Here is a 17,380-nt window from a genome sequence, read left to right as displayed (position 1 = left end):
GCGAATCTGCCCCAGCACGATCTCAGCGCCGCACGCATGGCCTCGGGCATGACGTCGCGCGCGCGTCGACCGGAATCCCACATCCTTGCTGGGTAACCGGAACGCTGTGCCGTTCGTTCTGAAAAACCCAGCCCGAGGCTGGGTTTTTTCGTTTTCATACCCCGGAAAGGTTTCACCCGTAAAGAACTGACTACCGCGCGTCCCGCGCACGCCACCGCCGCGGTGGCTCCACGCAGCAAAGGATGGACCGATGTCTCTGAAGCACTTCTTGAACACCCAGGACTGGAGCCGGGCCGAGCTGGACGCGCTGTTGACCCAGGCCGCGCTGTTCAAGCGCAACAAGCTGGGCAGCGAGCTGAAGGGCAAGTCGATCGCGCTGGTGTTCTTCAACCCGTCGATGCGCACCCGCACCAGCTTCGAGCTGGGCGCGTTCCAGCTGGGCGGGCATGCGGTGGTGCTGCAGCCGGGCAAGGACGCGTGGCCGATCGAGTTCGACCTGGGCACGGTGATGGACGGCGACACCGAGGAGCACATCGCCGAGGTGGCGCGGGTGCTGGGCCGCTACGTCGACCTGATCGGGGTGCGCGCGTTCCCGAAGTTCGTGGACTGGTCCAAGGACCGCGAGGACCTGGTGCTGAAGAGCTTCGCCAGGTACTCGCCGGTGCCGGTGATCAACATGGAGACCATCACCCACCCGTGCCAGGAGCTGGCGCATGCGCTGGCGCTGCAGGAGCATTTCGGCACCCAGGACCTGCGCGGCAAGAAGTACGTGCTGACCTGGACCTACCATCCCAAGCCGCTGAACACCGCGGTGGCCAATTCGGCGCTGACCATCGCCACCCGCATGGGCATGGACGTGACCCTGCTGTGCCCGACCCCGGACTACGTGCTGGACCAGCGCTACATGGACTGGGCGGCGCAGAACGTGGCCGAGAGCGGCGGCTCGCTGCAGGTCAGCCACGACATCGACAGCGCCTATGCCGGCGCCGACGTGGTCTACGCCAAGAGCTGGGGCGCGCTGCCGTTCTTCGGCAACTGGGGTCCGGAAAAGCCGATCCGCGACCAGTACCAGCACTTCATCGTCGACGAGCGCAAGATGGCGCTGACCAACAACGGCGTGTTCTCGCACTGCCTGCCGCTGCGCCGCAACGTCAAGGCCACCGACGCGGTGATGGATTCGCCGAACTGCATCGCCATCGACGAGGCCGAGAACCGGCTGCATGTGCAGAAGGCGGTGATGGCGGCGTTGGTGCGGGACTCGGGACGCGGGACGCGGGACTCGTAAAGTCCGAGCCGGGCATCTTCGTCTTTCTTTCTTATCCAGCATTCCCCCAGGAGTTCATCCATGTCGCAATCCACCGCTTCTCCGAGTCCCGCGTCCCGCGTCCCGCGTCCCGGCAGCAAGGACATCGTCCTCGCCTTCTCCGGCGGCCTGGATACCAGCTTCTGCATTCCCTATCTGCAGGCCAAGGGCTACGCCGTGCACACGGTATTCGCCGATACCGGCGGGGTGGACGAGGAGGAGCGCGACTTCATCGAGAAGCGTGCCGCCGAACTGGGCGCGGCCAGCCACGTCACCGTCGATGGCGGCCCGGCGATCTGGAGCGGCTTCGTCAAGCCGTTCGTGTGGGCCGGCGAGGGCTACCAGGGCCAGTATCCGCTGCTGGTGTCCGACCGCTACCTGATCGTCGATGCCGCGCTCAAGCGCGCCGACGCGCTGGGCACCCGGGTCATCGCGCACGGCTGCACCGGCATGGGCAACGACCAGGTGCGCTTCGACCTGGCGGTCAAGGCGCTGGGCGATTACGAAATCGTGGCGCCGATCCGCGAGATCCAGAAGGAGCACACCCAGACCCGCGCCTACGAGCAGAAGTATCTGGAAGAACGCGGCTTCGGCGTGCGCGCCAAGCAGAAGGCCTACACGATCAACGAGAACCTGCTCGGCGTGACCATGTCCGGCGGCGAGATCGACCGCTGGGAAGCGCCGGGCGAGGGCACCCGCGGCTGGTGCGCGCCGCGCAGCGCGTGGCCGATCGAGCCACTGACGGTGACCCTGAAGTTCGAGCACGGCGAAGCGGTGGCGGTGGACGGCAAGCCGCTGGAAGGCGCCAAGCTGCTGGCCAAGCTCAACAAGCTGTTCGCCCCTTACGGCGTGGGCCGCGGCATGTACACCGGCGACACCGTGATCGGGCTGAAGGGCCGCATCGTGTTCGAGGCGCCGGGCCTGATCGCGCTGCTGGCCGCGCACCGCGCGCTGGAAGACGCGGTGCTGACCAAGCAGCAGAACCGCTTCAAGCCGGACGTGGCGCGCAAGTGGGTGGAGCTGGTCTACGAAGGCTTCTACCACGATCCGCTGAAGACCGATCTGGAGGCGTTCCTGGATTCCTCGCAAGCCAAGGTCAACGGCGAAGTCACGCTGGAAACCCGCGGCGGCCGCGTCGATGCGGTGGCGGTGAAGTCGCCGCACCTGCTCAACGCCAAGGGGGCGACCTACGCGCAGTCGGCGGACTGGGGCGTGGCCGAGGCGGAAGGCTTCATCAAGCTGTTCGGCATGAGCTCCACGCTCTACGCCCAGGTCAACCGCGGTTGACCTGGGCGTAGAGCCCGCGCATTCCACCTAAACCCCGCGCCGTTGGCGCGCCCCCCTTCAACATGAAGGGGGCTCTGCTTCAGACGAGCGGATGCAGTGTTGAAGGATCCTCGATTCATGCTCGAACAGACGCTCGATCACCTGCACCAGCTGGTGTCCTTCGACACCCGCAATCCGCCGCGTGCGATCGGCACCGATGGCATCTTCGATTACCTGCGCGCGCAGCTGCCGGGGTTCCAGGTCGAGGTGATCGATCACGGCGCCGGGGCGGTCAGCCTGTACGCGGTGCGCGGCACGCCCAAGTACCTGTTCAACGTGCACCTGGACACGGTGCCGGACTCGCCGCACTGGAGCGCCGACCCGCACCGCATGCGCCGCACCGAGGACCGGGTGATCGGCCTGGGCGTGTGCGACATCAAGGGTGCGGCCGCGGCGCTGGTCGCGGCGGCCAATGCCGGCGACGGCGACGCCGCGTTCCTGTTCTCCAGCGACGAGGAAGCCAACGATCCGCGCTGCATCGCTGCGTTCCTGCAACGCCGCATTCCCTACGAGGCGGTGCTGGTGGCGGAACCCACGATGAGCGAGGCGGTGCTGGCGCATCGCGGCATCAGTTCGGTGCTGATGCGCTTCGCCGGCCGCGCCGGGCATGCGTCGGGCAAGCAGGATCCCTCGGCCAGCGCGCTGCACCAGGCGATGCGCTGGGGCGGCAAGGCCCTGGACCATGTCGAGTCGCTGGCGCATGCGCGCTTCGGCGGCCTGACCGGCTTGCGCTTCAACATCGGCCGGGTCGAGGGCGGGATCAAGGCCAACATGATCGCGCCGGCCGCGGAGCTGCGCTTCGGCTTCCGGCCGCTGCCGTCGATGGACGTGGATGCGCTGCTGGCGAGCTTCGCCGGTTTCGCCGATCCGGCCGCGGCGCAGTTCGAGGAGACCTTCCGCGGGCCGAGCCTGCCTTCCGGCGACATCGCGCATGCCGAGGACAAGCGCCTGGCCGCGCGCGACGTCGCCGATGCGCTGCATCTGCCGATCGGCAATGCGGTGGACTTCTGGACCGAGGCCTCGCTGTTCTCGGCCGGCGGCTACACCGCGCTGGTGTACGGCCCGGGCGACATCGCCCAGGCGCACACCGCCGACGAGTTCGTAACGCTGCAGCAGTTGCAGCGCTATGCGAGCTCGGTGGACCGCATCATCAACGGCGTGCGTTGAGCACGCGCCGCCGGGGCCACGGCCCTTCCATCCCGGATCACGGAACCGCCATCACCGCCATGCACGCCAACAAGCAAACCCGCCAGACCATCGTCCGCCTGCTCTCGAGCATGGCCAGCGCCAAGGAGATCAGCCAGTACCTCAAGCGCTTCTCGCAGCTGGACGCCAAGCGCTTCGCCGTGGTCAAGGTCGGCGGCGCGGTGCTGCGCGATGATCTGGAGGCGCTGACCTCCTCGTTGTCGTTCCTGCAAGAGGTCGGGTTGACCCCGATCGTGCTGCACGGCGCCGGTCCGCAGCTGGATGCGGAGCTGTCGGCCGCCGGCATCGAGAAGCAGACCGTCAACGGCCTGCGCGTGACCTCGCCTGAAGCGCTGGCGATCGTGCGCAAGGTGTTCCAGGCGTCCAACCTCAAGCTGGTCGAAGCGCTGCAGCAGAACGGCGCACGCGCCACCTCGATCACCGGCGGGGTGTTCGAAGCGCACTACCTGGATCGCGACACCTACGGTCTGGTCGGCGAGGTCAAGGCGGTGAATCTGGCGCCGATCGAGGCCAGCCTGCAGGCCGGCTCGATCCCGGTGATCACCAGCCTGGGCGAAACCCCGAGCGGGCAGATCCTCAACATCAACGCCGATTTCGCCGCCAACGAACTGGTGCAGGAACTGCAGCCGTACAAGATCATCTTCCTCACCGGCACCGGCGGGCTGCTCGACGCGGAGGGCAAGGTGATCGATTCGATCAACCTGTCCACCGAATACGCGCACCTGATGCAGCAGCCGTGGATCAACGGCGGCATGCGGGTCAAGATCGAGCAGATCAAGGATCTGCTGGACCGCCTGCCGCTGGAGTCGTCGGTGTCGATCACGCGCCCGGCCGACCTGGCCAAGGAACTGTTTACCCACAGGGGTTCGGGCACGCTGGTGCGGCGCGGCGAGAAGGTGCTGCGCGCCACGGCGTGGAGCGAGCTGGACACGCAGCGGCTGAAGTCGCTGATCGAATCCAGCTTCGGCCGCACGCTGGTGCCGGAGTATTTCGACAAGACCCGGCTGCTGCGCGCCTACGTTAGCGAGAACTACCGCGCCGCGGTGATCCTGACCCACGAGGACGGCTACACCTACCTGGACAAGTTCGCGGTACTCGACGACGCGCAGGGCGAAGGCCTGGGCCGCGCGGTGTGGAACGTGATGCGCGAGGAAACGCCGCAGCTGTTCTGGCGCTCGCGCCACAACAACCAGGTCAACATCTTCTACTACGCCGAATCCGACGGCTGCTTCAAGCAGGAGAAGTGGAAGGTGTTCTGGTACGGGCTGGAGAACTTCGAGCAGATCCAGCACTGCGTGGCGCATTGCGCCACGCGCACGCCAACCTTGCTGGGCTGAGCGCGATGCCCCTGGACCTGCTGCCTGCGCTGTGGCGCGCCGTGCCGAGCCTGCAGGGCCGGCATGCGTCGCTGGAGCCGTTGCAGCATGCGCATGCCGACGCCTTGCGCGCGGCGCTGCACGGCAGCGGCCTGGAGCGGCTGTGGTACACCAGCGTGCCGGCCGCGGATCAGGTCGATGGCTACGTGGCCACGGCGCTGGACGCGCAGGCGCAGGGCCGGGTGCTGCCGTTCGTGGTGCGCGACGCGGCCGGCGCAGTCGTCGGCAGCACCCGCTGCTACGGGCTTGACCCGGAAGTGCCGACGCTGCTGATCGGCTACACCTGGTATGCGCCGCGGGTGCAGCGCAGCGGGGTCAATACCGAGGTCAAGCGCATGCTGCTGCAGTACGCGTTCGAGACCTTGCGCTGCCTCAGCGTCGGCTTCGAGACCAGCTGGTTCAACCACACCTCGCGCGCCGCCATCGCCCGCCTCGGCGCCAAGCAGGACGGCGTGCTGCGCAACCACAAACGCCACGCCGACGGCACCCCGCGCGACACCGTGGTGTTCTCCATCATCGACACGGAATGGGCCGGGGTGAAACGCCACCTGCAGTTCCGCCTGGACTCGCATACATGACTTCCAACATCTACAGCGTCGGCATCGTCGGCGCGCGCGGCCACACCGGCGCCGAACTGATCAAGCTGGTCGCCGCGCATCCGCACCTGCAGTTGGCCTTCGTGTCCTCGCGCGAGCTGGCCGGCCAGCGCGTGGCCGAGCACAGCGCCGCCTACCAGGGCGAGCTGCGCTACGAGAACCTGGATGCCGACGCGGTCGCGGCCAAGCGCGCCGACGCGGTGGTGCTGGCGCTGCCCAACGGCAAGGCCGCGCCCTACGTGGCCGCGCTGGACGCGGCGGCGTCCGAGAGCATCGTCGTCGATCTGTCGGCCGATTACCGCTTCGATCCGGGCTGGTACTACGGCCTGCCGGAACTGACCCGCCGCCGCTACGCCGGGCAGAAGCGGATCAGCAATCCCGGCTGCTACGCCACCGCGATGCAACTGGCGATCGCGCCGCTGCTCGACCAGCTGGCCGGCCCGCCGCAGTGTTTCGGCGTGTCCGGCTATTCCGGCGCCGGCACCACGCCGTCGGACAAGAACAACCCCGAGCTGCTGCGCGACAACCTGATGCCGTACGCGCTGACCGACCACATGCACGAGCGCGAAGTGTCAATGCAGTTGGGCGTGCCGGTGGAATTCATGCCGCACGTGGCGCCGCATTTCCGCGGCATCAGCATGACCGTGAACCTGTGGCTGCAGCAACCGCTGGCGCTGGACGCGATCCAGCGCCGCTACCGCGAGCGCTACGCCGGCGAACCGCTGATCGAGGTGCTCGACGCCGCGCCGTGGGTCAGCCGCATCGCCGGCAAGCACGGCGTGCAGATCGGCGGCTTCACCCTGGCGCCGGGCAACAAGCGCCTGGTCGTCGTGGCGACCCTGGACAACCTGCTCAAGGGCGCGGCGACGCAGGCGATGCAAAATCTCAACCTGGCGCTGGGCTTGGACGAACTGACGTCGATTCCTGTGGTGGGACAGACGCAATGAGGCTATTTGGACGGGACTCGGGACTCGGGACTCGGGACCCGATAAGGGCAAAAGCATCTTCGGCCGGCCCGCGAACCGAACGACAACAGCCAGTCGCTTTCCGAGTCCCCAGTCTCCAGTCCCGAGTCCCGAAGGAACCCCAATGACCAATCTCCTCTGGCAAAAACCCGGCGTTGCCGTCGATGCCAAGATCCAGGCATTTCTGGCTGGCGACGACGTCATCCTGGACCGCGAGTTCTTCCTGCACGACATCGCCGCCAGCGGCGCGCATGCCGAAGGCCTGCAGCGCATCGGCATCCTCTCGGCCGACGAACTGGCCGGGCTGCAGCGCGAACTGGCGATCCTGGCCGAGGATTTCCGCAGCGGCGCGTTCGTGCTCGACGCGCGCTTCGAGGACGGCCATTCGGCGATCGAAGCGCGGCTCACCGAGCGCCTGGGCGATGCCGGCCGCAAGATCCACACCGGGCGCAGCCGCAACGACCAGATCCTGGTCGCCACCCGCCTATGGCTGAAGGAACGGCTGGCGCAACTGGCGCAGCTGAGCCGCGAGATCGCCAAGGTCGCGCTGGACCGCGCGCAGGCCGAGCAGGCGCTGCCGCTGCCGGGCTACACCCATATCCAGCGCGCCGTGGTGTCCTCGGCCGGGATGTGGTGGGCCAGCTGGGCCGAAGCCTTCATCGACGATGCGATCCGCGCCCAGGACACGTTGCGCCTGATCGACGCCAACCCGCTCGGCACCGCCGCCGGCTACGGCGTCAATCTGAAACTCGACCGCGAGCACACTACCGCCGCACTCGGCTTCGCGCGCATGCAGGTCTCACCGATCTACGCACAGCTGTCGCGCGGCAAGTTCGAGATGGCCGCGCTGGAAGCGCTGGGCAGCGCGACCCTGGACCTGCGTCGGCTGGCCTGGGACCTGTCGCTGTTCACCAGCGGCGAGTTCGGTTTCGTCGCCTTGCCGGCGCAGTACACCACCGGCAGTTCGATCATGCCCAACAAGCGCAATCCCGACGTGATCGAACTGATGCGCGCCACCCACGCCAGCGTGGCCGCCGCGCGCACCGAGATCGAACAGCTGCTGTCGCTGCCGTCCGGCTACCACCGCGACCTGCAGAGCAGCAAGGGCGCGATCTTCCACGGCTTCGGCCGCGGCCTGGCCGCGCTGGAGCTGCTGCCGGCGTTGCTGGCCAACCTGGAATGGCGCGAGGACAGGCTGCGCGCGGCGATCGACACGGGCATGTACGCCACCGACGTCGCGGTCGAGGCGGCGCTGGCCGGGGTGCCGTTCCGCGAGGCCTACCAGGCCGCCGCCGCGTCGGCGGACAGCGCAGGGCAGGGGCGCACCCCGGAAGGCAGCCTGGCTGCACGGGTCTCGCCCGGTGCCGCCGCCGATCTGCGTCTGGCGCAATTGCAATCGCGCTGGGACGCGCTGGCCGGCTGAGGCAGCACGCTGCCACGCTGGGTTTACGGGTTTTCATCGGACGGAGGATGCATGAACCGATCGACCGCGCTGCCGCAGGTAGCCAAGCGCCTTGGATGGGCCGTGCTGGCGGCGTTGCTGTTGCCGCTGCTGCTGGCGCCGTCCTTGCCGGCGCATGCGGCAGCGGCAGACGGTGACGCGCTGAAGGTGGCGGTGTACCGGGGCAAGGCCGGTTGCCGCGGTTGTTCGGAAATGGTGGTGAAAGCGTTGCGGGGAACCGGTCTGAAGCTCGAACTCGCCTATGTCGGCGAGCGCGAGCCGCTCAAGGTGAACGCGCGCACGCTGAGCGGATTCGACCTGTACGTCCAGCCCGGCGGCGGGCAGGACATCGCTGCCGCCTATGCCGCCATCGGCGACGATGGTGCCAGCGCGATCCGGGCGTTCGTGCGCGGCGGCAAGGGCTTCCTCGGCTTGTGCATGGGCGCGTATCTGGCCGACCGCGACTGGATCGGGCTGGTCGATGTGGCGCTGCAATCGGAGGTCGGGCGCCCGGGCTCGGGCATCGACGACGAAGGCGATCATACGATCGAGGTGCGCTGGGACGGGACGCTGCAACGCTTCTACTATCAGGACGGTCCGTATTTCACCGGCAAGGCCGCGTCGGGTTACTTGCCGATCGCCCACTACCGCAACGGCGACGTGGCCATGGCCCGCTACGGCTATGGCGCCGGCACGGTGCTGCTGACCGGCCCGCATCCCGAAGCCGACGCCAGCTGGATGGACGACGATGGCGGCGACGCTGCGGCGCAGGACAAGATGCGGCGCCTGCTGCGCTATTTCGCGGCGACACGCGTGGCGGTGGTGCGCTAGTGTCGGCAGCGGCCGCTGGCAGATGGTGCGGGAAGGGCGCGCGGCCACGCTGGCCGGGTGGTGACCTAGTCGATCGAGGAGAAGCACGATGACGTTGTATCTGGTGATGGCGATACGCAAGCCGGACTTTCCGCCGTCGGTGGTCCAGCCGCACCGCGATTTTCTCGCCGCATTGCGCGCGCGCGGGCTGCTGGAACTGGCCGGCGGTTTCGGCGACGGCAGCGGCGGCGCCTATCTGCTGAAGAACGTCGCCAGCCTGGAGCAGGCGCGGGCGATCGTCGCCGAGGATCCGCTGGCGATCGAGGATGCGTCCGAACTGAGCGTACATGCATGGAACGCGCAATGAGCCGGGCGCGTCTGCGATGAGCGCCGCCACCGCTGCCGCAGCGGCGTTCGTCGAGCAGGCGCTGCCGCCGTGGCGGCGCGCGGTGCTCAAGGTCGGCAGCAGCCTGCTCGCCGCCGACGGCGGTGGCGGGCTGTCGCCGCGCTACGCGCTGGGGCTGGCGCAGTTCGTCTCGGCCAACCTTGCGGCCGGGCGCGAACTGGTGATCGTGTCGTCCGGCGCGGTCGCTGCCGGACGCGCGATCCTGCCGCGGGCCGCCGAGGCCGGCGCGGCGATCGCCGCCCGGCAGGCGCTGGCCGCGCTTGGCCAGGCGCAGCTGATCGCGCTGTGGCAACGCTTCTTCGAGCGCCCGGTGGCGCAGGTGCTGCTGACCCACGACGACCTGCGCAACCGCCGCCGCTACCTCAACGCGCGCGCCACGCTGGGCGAGCTGTTGCGGCTGGGCGCGCTGCCGGTGGTCAACGAGAACGACACCGTGTCGGTGGACGAACTCAAGCTCGGCGACAACGATAATCTCGCCGCGATCGTCGCCGCGCTGGTCGATGCCGATGCGCTGTTCATCGCCACCGACATCGACGGCCTGTACACCGCCGATCCGCGCAGCGACCCGCGCGCGCAGCCGCTGGACGACGTCCCCGAGCTGACCGCGGCGGTGCTGGCGATGGCCGGCGGCAGCGGCAGCAGCGTCGGCACCGGCGGCATGCGTACCAAGCTGGAGGCCGCGGCCAAGGCCGGCGCCGCCGGCATCGAGACCTATCTGTTCAACGGCCGTAGCGCCGAGGTGGTGCGCGGCCTGGCCCAGGACCGCCTGCGCGGCACCCGCATCCATCCGGCGCGCACCCGCCTCGCCGCGCGCAAGTACTGGCTGCGCCAGGTGCCGGTGGAACCTGGCGCGATCCTGGTCGATGCCGGCGCCGCCGCCGCGCTGGCCGACAAGGGCGCCTCGCTGCTGCCCGGCGGCGTGGTCGGTGCCGAAGGCGACTTCCGCCGCGGCGACATGGTCAAAGTGCGCCTGCGCGACGCCGCCGGCGACCGCTGCCTGGCGCGCGGCGTCAGCCAGTACTCGGCCGCCGACGTGCGCCGCATCGCCCGCCGTCACTCGCGCGACATCGAAGCGATCCTGGGGTATAGCTATGGAGAGAATGTGATTCACCGCGACGATCTGGTTGTTGTTCGGGACTCGGGACTCGGGACTCGGGACTCGGTGTGAGCGTGGCCGGTCGGCGCATGCGCAGGCCGACACGCCATTGCATCGCGCACCTTCGGCAAATGCGAGAACGCGTCTGGCGTTTTTCGCTTCGTCTGCTTGACAGTCCTTACCGCCCGCGCAGACTTTTGCGAGTCCCGAGTCCCGAGTCCCGAGTCCCGAACCAACTGGAACCATCAATGAGCACGATCCGAGCCCAAGCCCTGCACTGCCGCGACGCCGCGCAGGCGCTGGCGCAATTGTCTGCCGCGGCCAAGCAGGCCTTGCTGGAGGCGATGGCGGCGGCGCTGGAAGCGGATGCGGAGGCGATCCTCGCCGCCAATGCGCGCGATCTGGAGGCGGCGCGGGCCAGGAATGTCGGCAACGCCATGCTCGACCGGCTGGCGCTGGACGGCACGCGCCTGGCCGGCGTCGCCGCGGCGCTGCGCGAGGTGGCAGCGCTGCCCGATCCGGTCGGCCAGGTCACCCGCGACGACGTGCGCCCGAATGGCATCCGCGTGCAGAAGGTGCGGGTGCCGTTAGGCGTGATCGCGATGATCTACGAGGCGCGCCCGAACGTCACCGCCGATGCCGCGGCGCTGTGCATCAAGGCCGGCAACGGGGTGATCCTGCGTGGCGGCTCGGAGGCGATCCATTCCAACACCGCGATCGCCGCCGCGCTGCGGCGCGCGTTGCGCGAGGCCGGGATCGGCGAGGACGCCTTGACCCTGGTGGAAGACCTGCGCCGCGAGACCATGCTGGAACTGCTGCAGCTCAACGACATCGTCGACCTGGCGATCCCGCGCGGCGGCGAGGGCCTGATCCGCTTCGTCGCCGAGCACGCGCGGGTGCCGGTGATCAAGCACTACAAGGGCGTCTGCCACCTGTTCGTGGACGCCTCGGCGGACCTGGCGCTGGCGGTGAAGCTGCTGGTGGACGGCAAGACCACGCGCCCGGCCGCGTGCAATTCGCTGGAGACGCTGCTGGTGCACGCCGATATCGCCGCGCGCTTCCTGCCGCTGGCGGCGCAGGCGCTGCAGCAGCGCGGCGTGGCCCTGCGCGGCGACGACGCCAGCCGCACGCTGCTGCCGGACATCGACGCGGCCAGCGATGCCGATTACGCGGCCGAATACCTCGACCTGATCCTGGCGATCCGGGTGGTGCCGGACCTGGACGCGGCGATCGCGCACATCCGCCACTACGGCTCGGACCACACCGAAGTCATCGCCACCGCCGATGCGGCCAACGCCGAAGCATTCGTGCATGCGCTGCGCGCGGCGGTGGTGATGGTCAACGCCTCCTCGCGCTTCTCCGACGGCGGCGAACTCGGCCTGGGCGCGGAGATTGGCATCTCCACAACGCGCCTGCACGCCTACGGCCCGATGGGCCTGGAAGCGCTGACCGTGGAGCGCTTCGTGGTGCGCGGCGAGGGCCAGGTGCGGCACTGACAGGCTGCGATGTCCGGCGCGAACGGTCCTTCGTTGCTGGCGTTGGCGATGCTGCGGGGCAAGCTTGCCACCAACTGCGTACACGCCGCCGTTGCGGCCGTGACGCTCGGGCAGCTCTGCTGCGGTTGTAGACTCTGTTTGGGCACATGGCGTGTTGGGCACGTGGCATGCTCGCCGTTCAACGCTCTGGCCGGCCGCTATTCGATTTTCGCGCGACGCTGACCCGGGCGGCCGCGCACTAGCGCGGGCCTGGCGCTGTTAGCCTGGATCCGACGTCCCCCGCCCTGAGTAGCGGTTGGGTTTAGAGTCCAGGGGTAATGATATCGGTGTTTGCGAAATGTTGGGCATAAGCAGCGGGCGTCATGCCGCCGATTGCCTTTTTGGGTTGTTCCTCGTTGTATTCGCGTCGCCAGCGCTCGATCTCGGTGCGCGCATGCAGCAGGTTTGGGAACCAGTGTTCGTTGAGGCATTCGTCGCGTAGCCGGCGGTTGAAGGATTCAACGTAGGCGTTCTGGTTCGGTTTGCCTGGTTGGATCCGCTGTAGCTGCACGCCACGGGCATGCGCCCAGGCGACCATGGACTTGCCGCAGAACTCCTTGCCGTTGTCGGTACGAATCACCTGCGGCAGGCCGCGACTGATTGCCAAGCGGTCCAGGACGCGGCTCACACCATGGCCGCAGATCGCACGTTCCACCTCGATCGCGACCGTTTCATGGGGGGCGTCGTCCACGATCACCCGCGATTTGATCACCCGCCCATCGGCAGTGCGGTCGAACACGAAGTCCATCGACCATACCTGGTTGGCCTGTGCTGGTCGCAGCAATGGCTGGCGCTGGCCGACCTGCACCTTCTTGCGCTTGCGACGTCCGACCTGCAACTGCTGCTCCTGATACAGCCGCTCCACGCGCTTGTAGTTCTCCATGTGCCCTTCCTTCCGCAGTTTCAGGTAGATCATTCCCACGCCATAGCGCTTGTGCCGGTGCGCCAGCGCCACGATGCGCTGGCGCAGGTCGACATTGCGGTCAGCGTTCTCTGCCTCCAGATCTTTGAGCCGCTTGGCATCGGGCACGCTCATCGCGCCGAAGGTGCTACGCCATAGGTAATAGGAGGCCTCGCTGAAACCATGGCGACGGCACAGGTCCTTGATGGCCACGCCGGCGTCGGCCTCGCGCAGAAAGCCGATAATCTGTTCTTCGGTAAAACGCTTCTTCACGTCCAATCTCCTTAAGGTAGGGAATTGGACTCCAAACCGGCATGCTACTCAACATTGGGGGTACGTCGGGTGGGAGCGGGAGCGCCGATTCGGTCATGCTGCCAACCGTGCCGCCTATCACATGCGGCGATGTTGTTGCTGGATGCATTCGCAAGCAATGATATCCTTTCGCATATGGTGAGCGTCTGCTAGCCGCAGCTACGTAATCTGTAGACAAGACAATATCCCGACCCAGGGGCGGGATACGTTATTCGGATAATGATCGAAACGTTCGATGGCGCATGCCGAGCTGAGCAATGTCGTCTTATGCTTCAGCGATCAGGTGCGTTCTCGTGGGTCCTTGTCATTTAAGTGCACTGAAGCATATTCCAGATCGAGAGCGGCAGGCGTCATCGCAGATCTTTCGCTTGGCCATGCGCGTGTTGTGCGCGACGGCCATGTTCACTCCGTTTGCTTTCTGGTATTCATCAAAATGCATCCATTTTCAAAAGCCACACTGGCAGAAAGCCGTCTGTACCCCAGCGGCCTTACTCCGTTAAGTGGTTCTGTCATGACCTTGAGCATCGGTCTATTGCTCGCTGCGCCGGTACATGCACAGCAGGCGCCGTCGTCGCAGACAGCGCCCTCAAGCAATGCCAGCATTCCGGTGGATCTGGACATGGTGGAGGTGCGCGGCGTGCGTGCCAGCCTGATCAAGTCGCAGTCGATCAAGCACGATGCCGAGCAGGTGGTCGATTCCGTCAGCGCCGAGGACATCGGCGCGCTGCCCGACCGCAGCGTCACCGAGACCCTGCAACGGGTCAGCGGTGTGACCATTGATCATTTCATCGCGCGCAACGACCCCGACCATTTCTCCGCCGAAGGCAGCGGCGTGATGATCCGCGGCATGACCCAGGTGCGCGGCGAGCTCAACGGCCGCGACAGCTTCAGCGCCGCCAGCGGCCGCGGACTCAGCTTCGAGGACGTGCCGGCCGAACTGATGGCTGGCGTGGACGTGTACAAGAACCCATCGGCCGAGATCATCGAGGGTGGCCTCGGCGGCACGGTCAACCTGCGTACGCGCATGCCGTTCGATCAGCCCGGCCGCACCATCGCGTTCAACGCAGACGCCAATGAGGGCGATCTCGGCAAGACACCCAAGCCGTCCGGCTCGTTCCTGTTCAGTGATCGCTGGGCTACCGGCCTCGGCGAAATGGGCTTGATGCTGGATGCGTCGTACTCGTCGATGGTCACGCGCAGCGATGGCATCCAGGTGGAGCCGTTCGTGCGCCGTACCGATCCGGCGTTGCTGGCAGGGACGCAGTTTTACAAAGTGTATGTGCCGGGCGGGCTCGATTGGCGGCAAATGCTGTCTGAGCGCAAGCGTAAAGGCCTGGCCGGGGCGTTCCAGTGGCGGCCCAGCGAAGACACGGAACTCTACCTGCAGTACATGCGGTTTGCCTATGACATGAACTGGGGGGATCACGCTGCAGTCTTCAACGATCAGAGCAATGCGATCAGCCCCGTGCCGGGAACAGTGTTTTCCTATAATGATGAAGGCCGCTTTTTGAGGGGGCAGCCAGGATCGAGCTTGTGGCTCGGTCAGAGTGCCGACAATGACATTGTGCGCTTCAATACCCAGAATCGCTACGCCCAAAAAACCACCACGACCGCTGATCTGGCTGGGGGCTTCACCCATCGCCTGACCGACAGGTTGAGTATGCGCGGCGATATGCAGTTGGTGCAGTCCCACAACGACACGTTGGATTTTTCCCTGTTCAACACGATCTACCTGCCGGGCCTGACGGTCGATCTGAGCGGCAGGTACCCGGCGGCCACGATAGCCGATACCAGCTACATCGCTGACCCGTCAAACTATTTCTGGAGAGCGGCGATGGATCATCTTGGGCAAAACCATGGTCGTGAACTGGCCACGCGCTTCGATCTTGAATACACATACGACAGCCGTTGGTTGCGCAGTTTTCGCGCCGGCATTCGCGCTACAGATCACAACCAGACCAACAAGAACACACGCTACAACTGGGGCGTGATTTCCGACAGGTCGGCTCCCGTCCCCGGTGCCGCCAACGGGCTGGCCGATCTTGCCGATTACATGACCGAGTCCTCGTCGTGGTACACCTTGTCGAACCTGTTCCGGGGCAAGGCGAATGTACCCGGACAGTTGTATTTCCCCAGCGACGCTGCGGTGAAGGATTATGCCGGTACCACGAAGCTGATCGAGCAGATCGTCGCACTGCGTGGCACCGGCTGGTCGCCGGTTAACTACCGCTTGAAGGATGTCAACCACCAGCTCGAGCGCACTCAGGCTGCGTATGCGGCGCTGTACTTCGGCAACGAGGATCAGCTGGGGCTGCCTGTGGACGGCAACATCGGCGTGCGCGTGGTGCAGACCAAGACCGAAGCCAATGGTTACGGCCAGTTTCCCGATCTCTCCGGGAGCACGGGATCGGAAGCGCTACGGAAGCAGTACACCGGCCAGTACTTTGCCAACAGCGCGCAGGGCAGCTACACCAACGTGCTCCCGAGTTTCAATATGCGCTTCAAGTTCTCCGATGCGCTGCAGTGGCGCATCGCTGCCTCGAAGGCGATGGCGCGACCGGGCTACGACCAACTGCAGGCGTATCTGCTGCTCGCTGCGACGGTCCAGGACGGCGTGGTGACGCGATGGACCGGCACCTCGGGCAATCCGAACTTGAAGCCGATGCAGGCCAACCAGTACGACACCGCGCTGGAATGGTACTTCGACAATAGCGACATGATGTATGCCACCGTGTTCTACAAAGACGTGAAGGATTACTTCTCCAACCAGACCGTCAGCGAGGTCTACGATGGGCGGCCGTGGCTGGTGACCCGCCCCTATAACATGGACAAGGGGCGCATCCGCGGCTTCGAATACGGCTACACCCAGTTCTTCGATTCGCTGCCGGGCTGGATGAGCGGCTTCGGTGTCAACGCCAACTTCACCTTCGTCGACAGCAGCGGCGGGATCCATCGCGCGACGGATCCCAACGCCGGCACCACCGCCGGTGGCGTGCGCCTGCCCTTGGATGGATTGTCACGGCGTAGCTACAACCTGGCCGGGATCTACGAGAAGGGGCCGCTATCGGTTCGCCTGGCCTACAACTGGCGATCGCGCTACCTGTTGACCGCCAGCGACGTGATCACCAGGCTGCCCGCTTGGGCGGACGATTTCGGGCAATTGGACGGATCGTTTTTCTACCGTTTCACGCCGCACGTGCAACTGGGCGTGCAGGCCAATAACATCACCAACTCGATGACTAAGGTATTGATGGGGCCGACCTCCTATAGCGATGGCGAGGTCGACCACCACCTGTATACCCGCAGTTGGTTCGTCAACGACCGCCGCTATTCCCTGGTGTTGCGCGCCAACTGGTAACGTCCGCAGCGCTCGTTACCGGCCCGCATGCGGCGATTGCATGGGCGCGTTTCCGTACGCGTCGACCGCCCGTTCAATGTGCGCTCGCCGATTGACGGCACGGACGTTTCCCACTCCTGCTCAGCGACAGTCTGGCTTTCCGCATGTGGGAAGCGTACTTCAGGCCTGGAGCAAGTGTCGGTGTGGGGCGTCTTCGCGTCGCTGTCTGTGATCTCCGGTCGCTTCCATTCCATCTCATGCGCAGCAACACGACGCCGCAGCGTCTGGCGTAGCAGCGACCCGCGGGAGCGCGGTGCGCGTCACCACCACCCGTCGCAGCGTGACCAAGGTGTGGTGGCTCAAGGCCCCATGCAGGACCCGCTTGCGGACATGATCGACGTTGGCCTGACCGGATGGAGATTGACGCCGCAACAGCAATACATGTTTCCTGTGCGGGGGGATTCATGGCGTTGCAGTCCCGCTACGTTCCGTGCTGGCGGAACCGGCAGTGGTGCGTTTGCGCGCATCCGGCCGTAGCCTGCCGCGTATTGCCTTGCCATTGCCGGCGCGGTGTGCTGCGGATGCAGGCGCGCACGCCATCTCAGGCGCATCGCCGCTTACGTCGCACGCTGCGCGCCGTCCGTGTTTTTCTGCTTGTTGCCGCTCTTGCTGTGCGTGGTGGCGAGCGGGGCGGGCGAGTGGCTGACCTGCCAGTGGTGCCGGGTCGCCATCGGTGGCGGCCTCGTCATCGAGCTGTCGCTCCCTTCGGC

The 17,380-nt window shown here is 66.5% G+C and carries 13 protein-coding genes; 12 read left to right on the top strand and 1 reads right to left on the bottom strand.

The annotated features are described in order from the left end of the window. The first annotated feature begins 250 nt into the window (after positions 1–250). The 11 genes from ISN38_RS02815 (at position 251) to ISN38_RS02765 (ending at position 12,021) form a co-directional block, all read left to right on the top strand. Positions 251–1,285, top strand: a complete 1,035-nt coding sequence (locus ISN38_RS02815; protein WP_003470132.1) for an N-acetylornithine carbamoyltransferase — start codon at positions 251–253, stop codon at positions 1,283–1,285. A gap of 60 nt (positions 1,286–1,345) precedes the next feature. After that, the gene (locus ISN38_RS02810) at positions 1,346–2,590 is read left to right on the top strand and encodes an argininosuccinate synthase (protein ID WP_003470135.1); all 1,245 of its coding nucleotides are present in this window, start codon (positions 1,346–1,348) and stop codon (positions 2,588–2,590) included. Between the two features lie 117 nt (positions 2,591–2,707). Continuing rightward, the gene (locus ISN38_RS02805) at positions 2,708–3,796 is read left to right on the top strand and encodes an acetylornithine deacetylase (RefSeq protein ID WP_003470138.1); all 1,089 of its coding nucleotides are present in this window, start codon (positions 2,708–2,710) and stop codon (positions 3,794–3,796) included. Positions 3,797–3,855: 59 nt separating this feature from the next. Continuing rightward, entirely contained in the window at positions 3,856–5,172 is a 1,317-nt protein-coding gene (locus ISN38_RS02800; RefSeq protein WP_003470142.1) for an acetylglutamate kinase, read from the top strand. A 5-nt stretch (positions 5,173–5,177) separates the two neighbouring features. Further along, positions 5,178–5,789 carry a GNAT family N-acetyltransferase gene (locus tag ISN38_RS02795; protein ID WP_038238438.1) on the top strand — a complete coding sequence of 204 codons (612 nt, stop codon included), beginning with the start codon at positions 5,178–5,180 and terminating at the stop codon, positions 5,787–5,789. After that, positions 5,786–6,754, top strand: a complete 969-nt coding sequence (gene argC, locus ISN38_RS02790) for an N-acetyl-gamma-glutamyl-phosphate reductase (RefSeq protein ID WP_058358595.1) — start codon at positions 5,786–5,788, stop codon at positions 6,752–6,754. The genes ISN38_RS02795 and argC overlap by 4 nt, the downstream gene beginning before the upstream one ends. 142 nt (positions 6,755–6,896) lie before the next feature. Beyond that, complete coding sequence (argH, locus tag ISN38_RS02785) at positions 6,897–8,195, top strand: argininosuccinate lyase (protein WP_047324791.1); 1,299 nt, start codon at positions 6,897–6,899, stop codon at positions 8,193–8,195. A 51-nt stretch (positions 8,196–8,246) separates the two neighbouring features. Then, the gene (locus ISN38_RS02780; protein ID WP_047324792.1) at positions 8,247–9,044 is read left to right on the top strand and encodes a hypothetical protein; all 798 of its coding nucleotides are present in this window, start codon (positions 8,247–8,249) and stop codon (positions 9,042–9,044) included. 88 nt (positions 9,045–9,132) lie between these two features. Further along, complete coding sequence (locus tag ISN38_RS02775) at positions 9,133–9,390, top strand: YciI family protein (RefSeq protein ID WP_047324793.1); 258 nt, start codon at positions 9,133–9,135, stop codon at positions 9,388–9,390. Positions 9,391–9,406: 16 nt separating this feature from the next. Beyond that, the gene (proB, locus tag ISN38_RS02770; RefSeq protein WP_047324794.1) at positions 9,407–10,597 is read left to right on the top strand and encodes a glutamate 5-kinase; all 1,191 of its coding nucleotides are present in this window, start codon (positions 9,407–9,409) and stop codon (positions 10,595–10,597) included. Positions 10,598–10,773: 176 nt separating this feature from the next. After that, positions 10,774–12,021, top strand: coding sequence for a glutamate-5-semialdehyde dehydrogenase (locus ISN38_RS02765; RefSeq protein ID WP_003470158.1), 1,248 nt, complete (start codon positions 10,774–10,776; stop codon positions 12,019–12,021). 301 nt (positions 12,022–12,322) lie between these two features. On the opposite strand, the gene ISN38_RS02760 is transcribed toward ISN38_RS02765, so the two are convergent. After that, entirely contained in the window at positions 12,323–13,234 is a 912-nt protein-coding gene (locus tag ISN38_RS02760; RefSeq protein ID WP_206712053.1) for an IS3 family transposase, read from the bottom strand. 550 nt (positions 13,235–13,784) lie between these two features. Here ISN38_RS02760 and ISN38_RS02755 point away from each other — a divergent pair. Then, complete coding sequence (locus ISN38_RS02755) at positions 13,785–16,631, top strand: TonB-dependent receptor (protein WP_155617048.1); 2,847 nt, start codon at positions 13,785–13,787, stop codon at positions 16,629–16,631. Positions 16,632–17,380 lie beyond the last annotated feature (749 nt).

Source organism: Xanthomonas translucens pv. undulosa, assembly GCF_017301775.1.
Taxonomy (GTDB): domain Bacteria; phylum Pseudomonadota; class Gammaproteobacteria; order Xanthomonadales; family Xanthomonadaceae; genus Xanthomonas_A; species Xanthomonas_A translucens.
The sequence above is the reverse complement of the archived record's forward strand: the minus strand, read 5'-3'. Positions and strand labels throughout refer to the sequence as shown.

Coding starts and splice junctions, on each gene's coding strand:
- ISN38_RS02815 (WP_003470132.1), top strand. CDS start 251: ATGTCTCTGAAGCACTTCTTGAACACCCAGGACTGGAGCCGGGCCGAG.
- ISN38_RS02810 (WP_003470135.1), top strand. CDS start 1,346: ATGTCGCAATCCACCGCTTCTCCGAGTCCCGCGTCCCGCGTCCCGCGT.
- ISN38_RS02805 (WP_003470138.1), top strand. CDS start 2,708: ATGCTCGAACAGACGCTCGATCACCTGCACCAGCTGGTGTCCTTCGAC.
- ISN38_RS02800 (WP_003470142.1), top strand. CDS start 3,856: ATGCACGCCAACAAGCAAACCCGCCAGACCATCGTCCGCCTGCTCTCG.
- ISN38_RS02795 (WP_038238438.1), top strand. CDS start 5,178: ATGCCCCTGGACCTGCTGCCTGCGCTGTGGCGCGCCGTGCCGAGCCTG.
- argC (WP_058358595.1), top strand. CDS start 5,786: ATGACTTCCAACATCTACAGCGTCGGCATCGTCGGCGCGCGCGGCCAC.
- argH (WP_047324791.1), top strand. CDS start 6,897: ATGACCAATCTCCTCTGGCAAAAACCCGGCGTTGCCGTCGATGCCAAG.
- ISN38_RS02780 (WP_047324792.1), top strand. CDS start 8,247: ATGAACCGATCGACCGCGCTGCCGCAGGTAGCCAAGCGCCTTGGATGG.
- ISN38_RS02775 (WP_047324793.1), top strand. CDS start 9,133: ATGACGTTGTATCTGGTGATGGCGATACGCAAGCCGGACTTTCCGCCG.
- proB (WP_047324794.1), top strand. CDS start 9,407: ATGAGCGCCGCCACCGCTGCCGCAGCGGCGTTCGTCGAGCAGGCGCTG.
- ISN38_RS02765 (WP_003470158.1), top strand. CDS start 10,774: ATGAGCACGATCCGAGCCCAAGCCCTGCACTGCCGCGACGCCGCGCAG.
- ISN38_RS02755 (WP_155617048.1), top strand. CDS start 13,785: ATGACCTTGAGCATCGGTCTATTGCTCGCTGCGCCGGTACATGCACAG.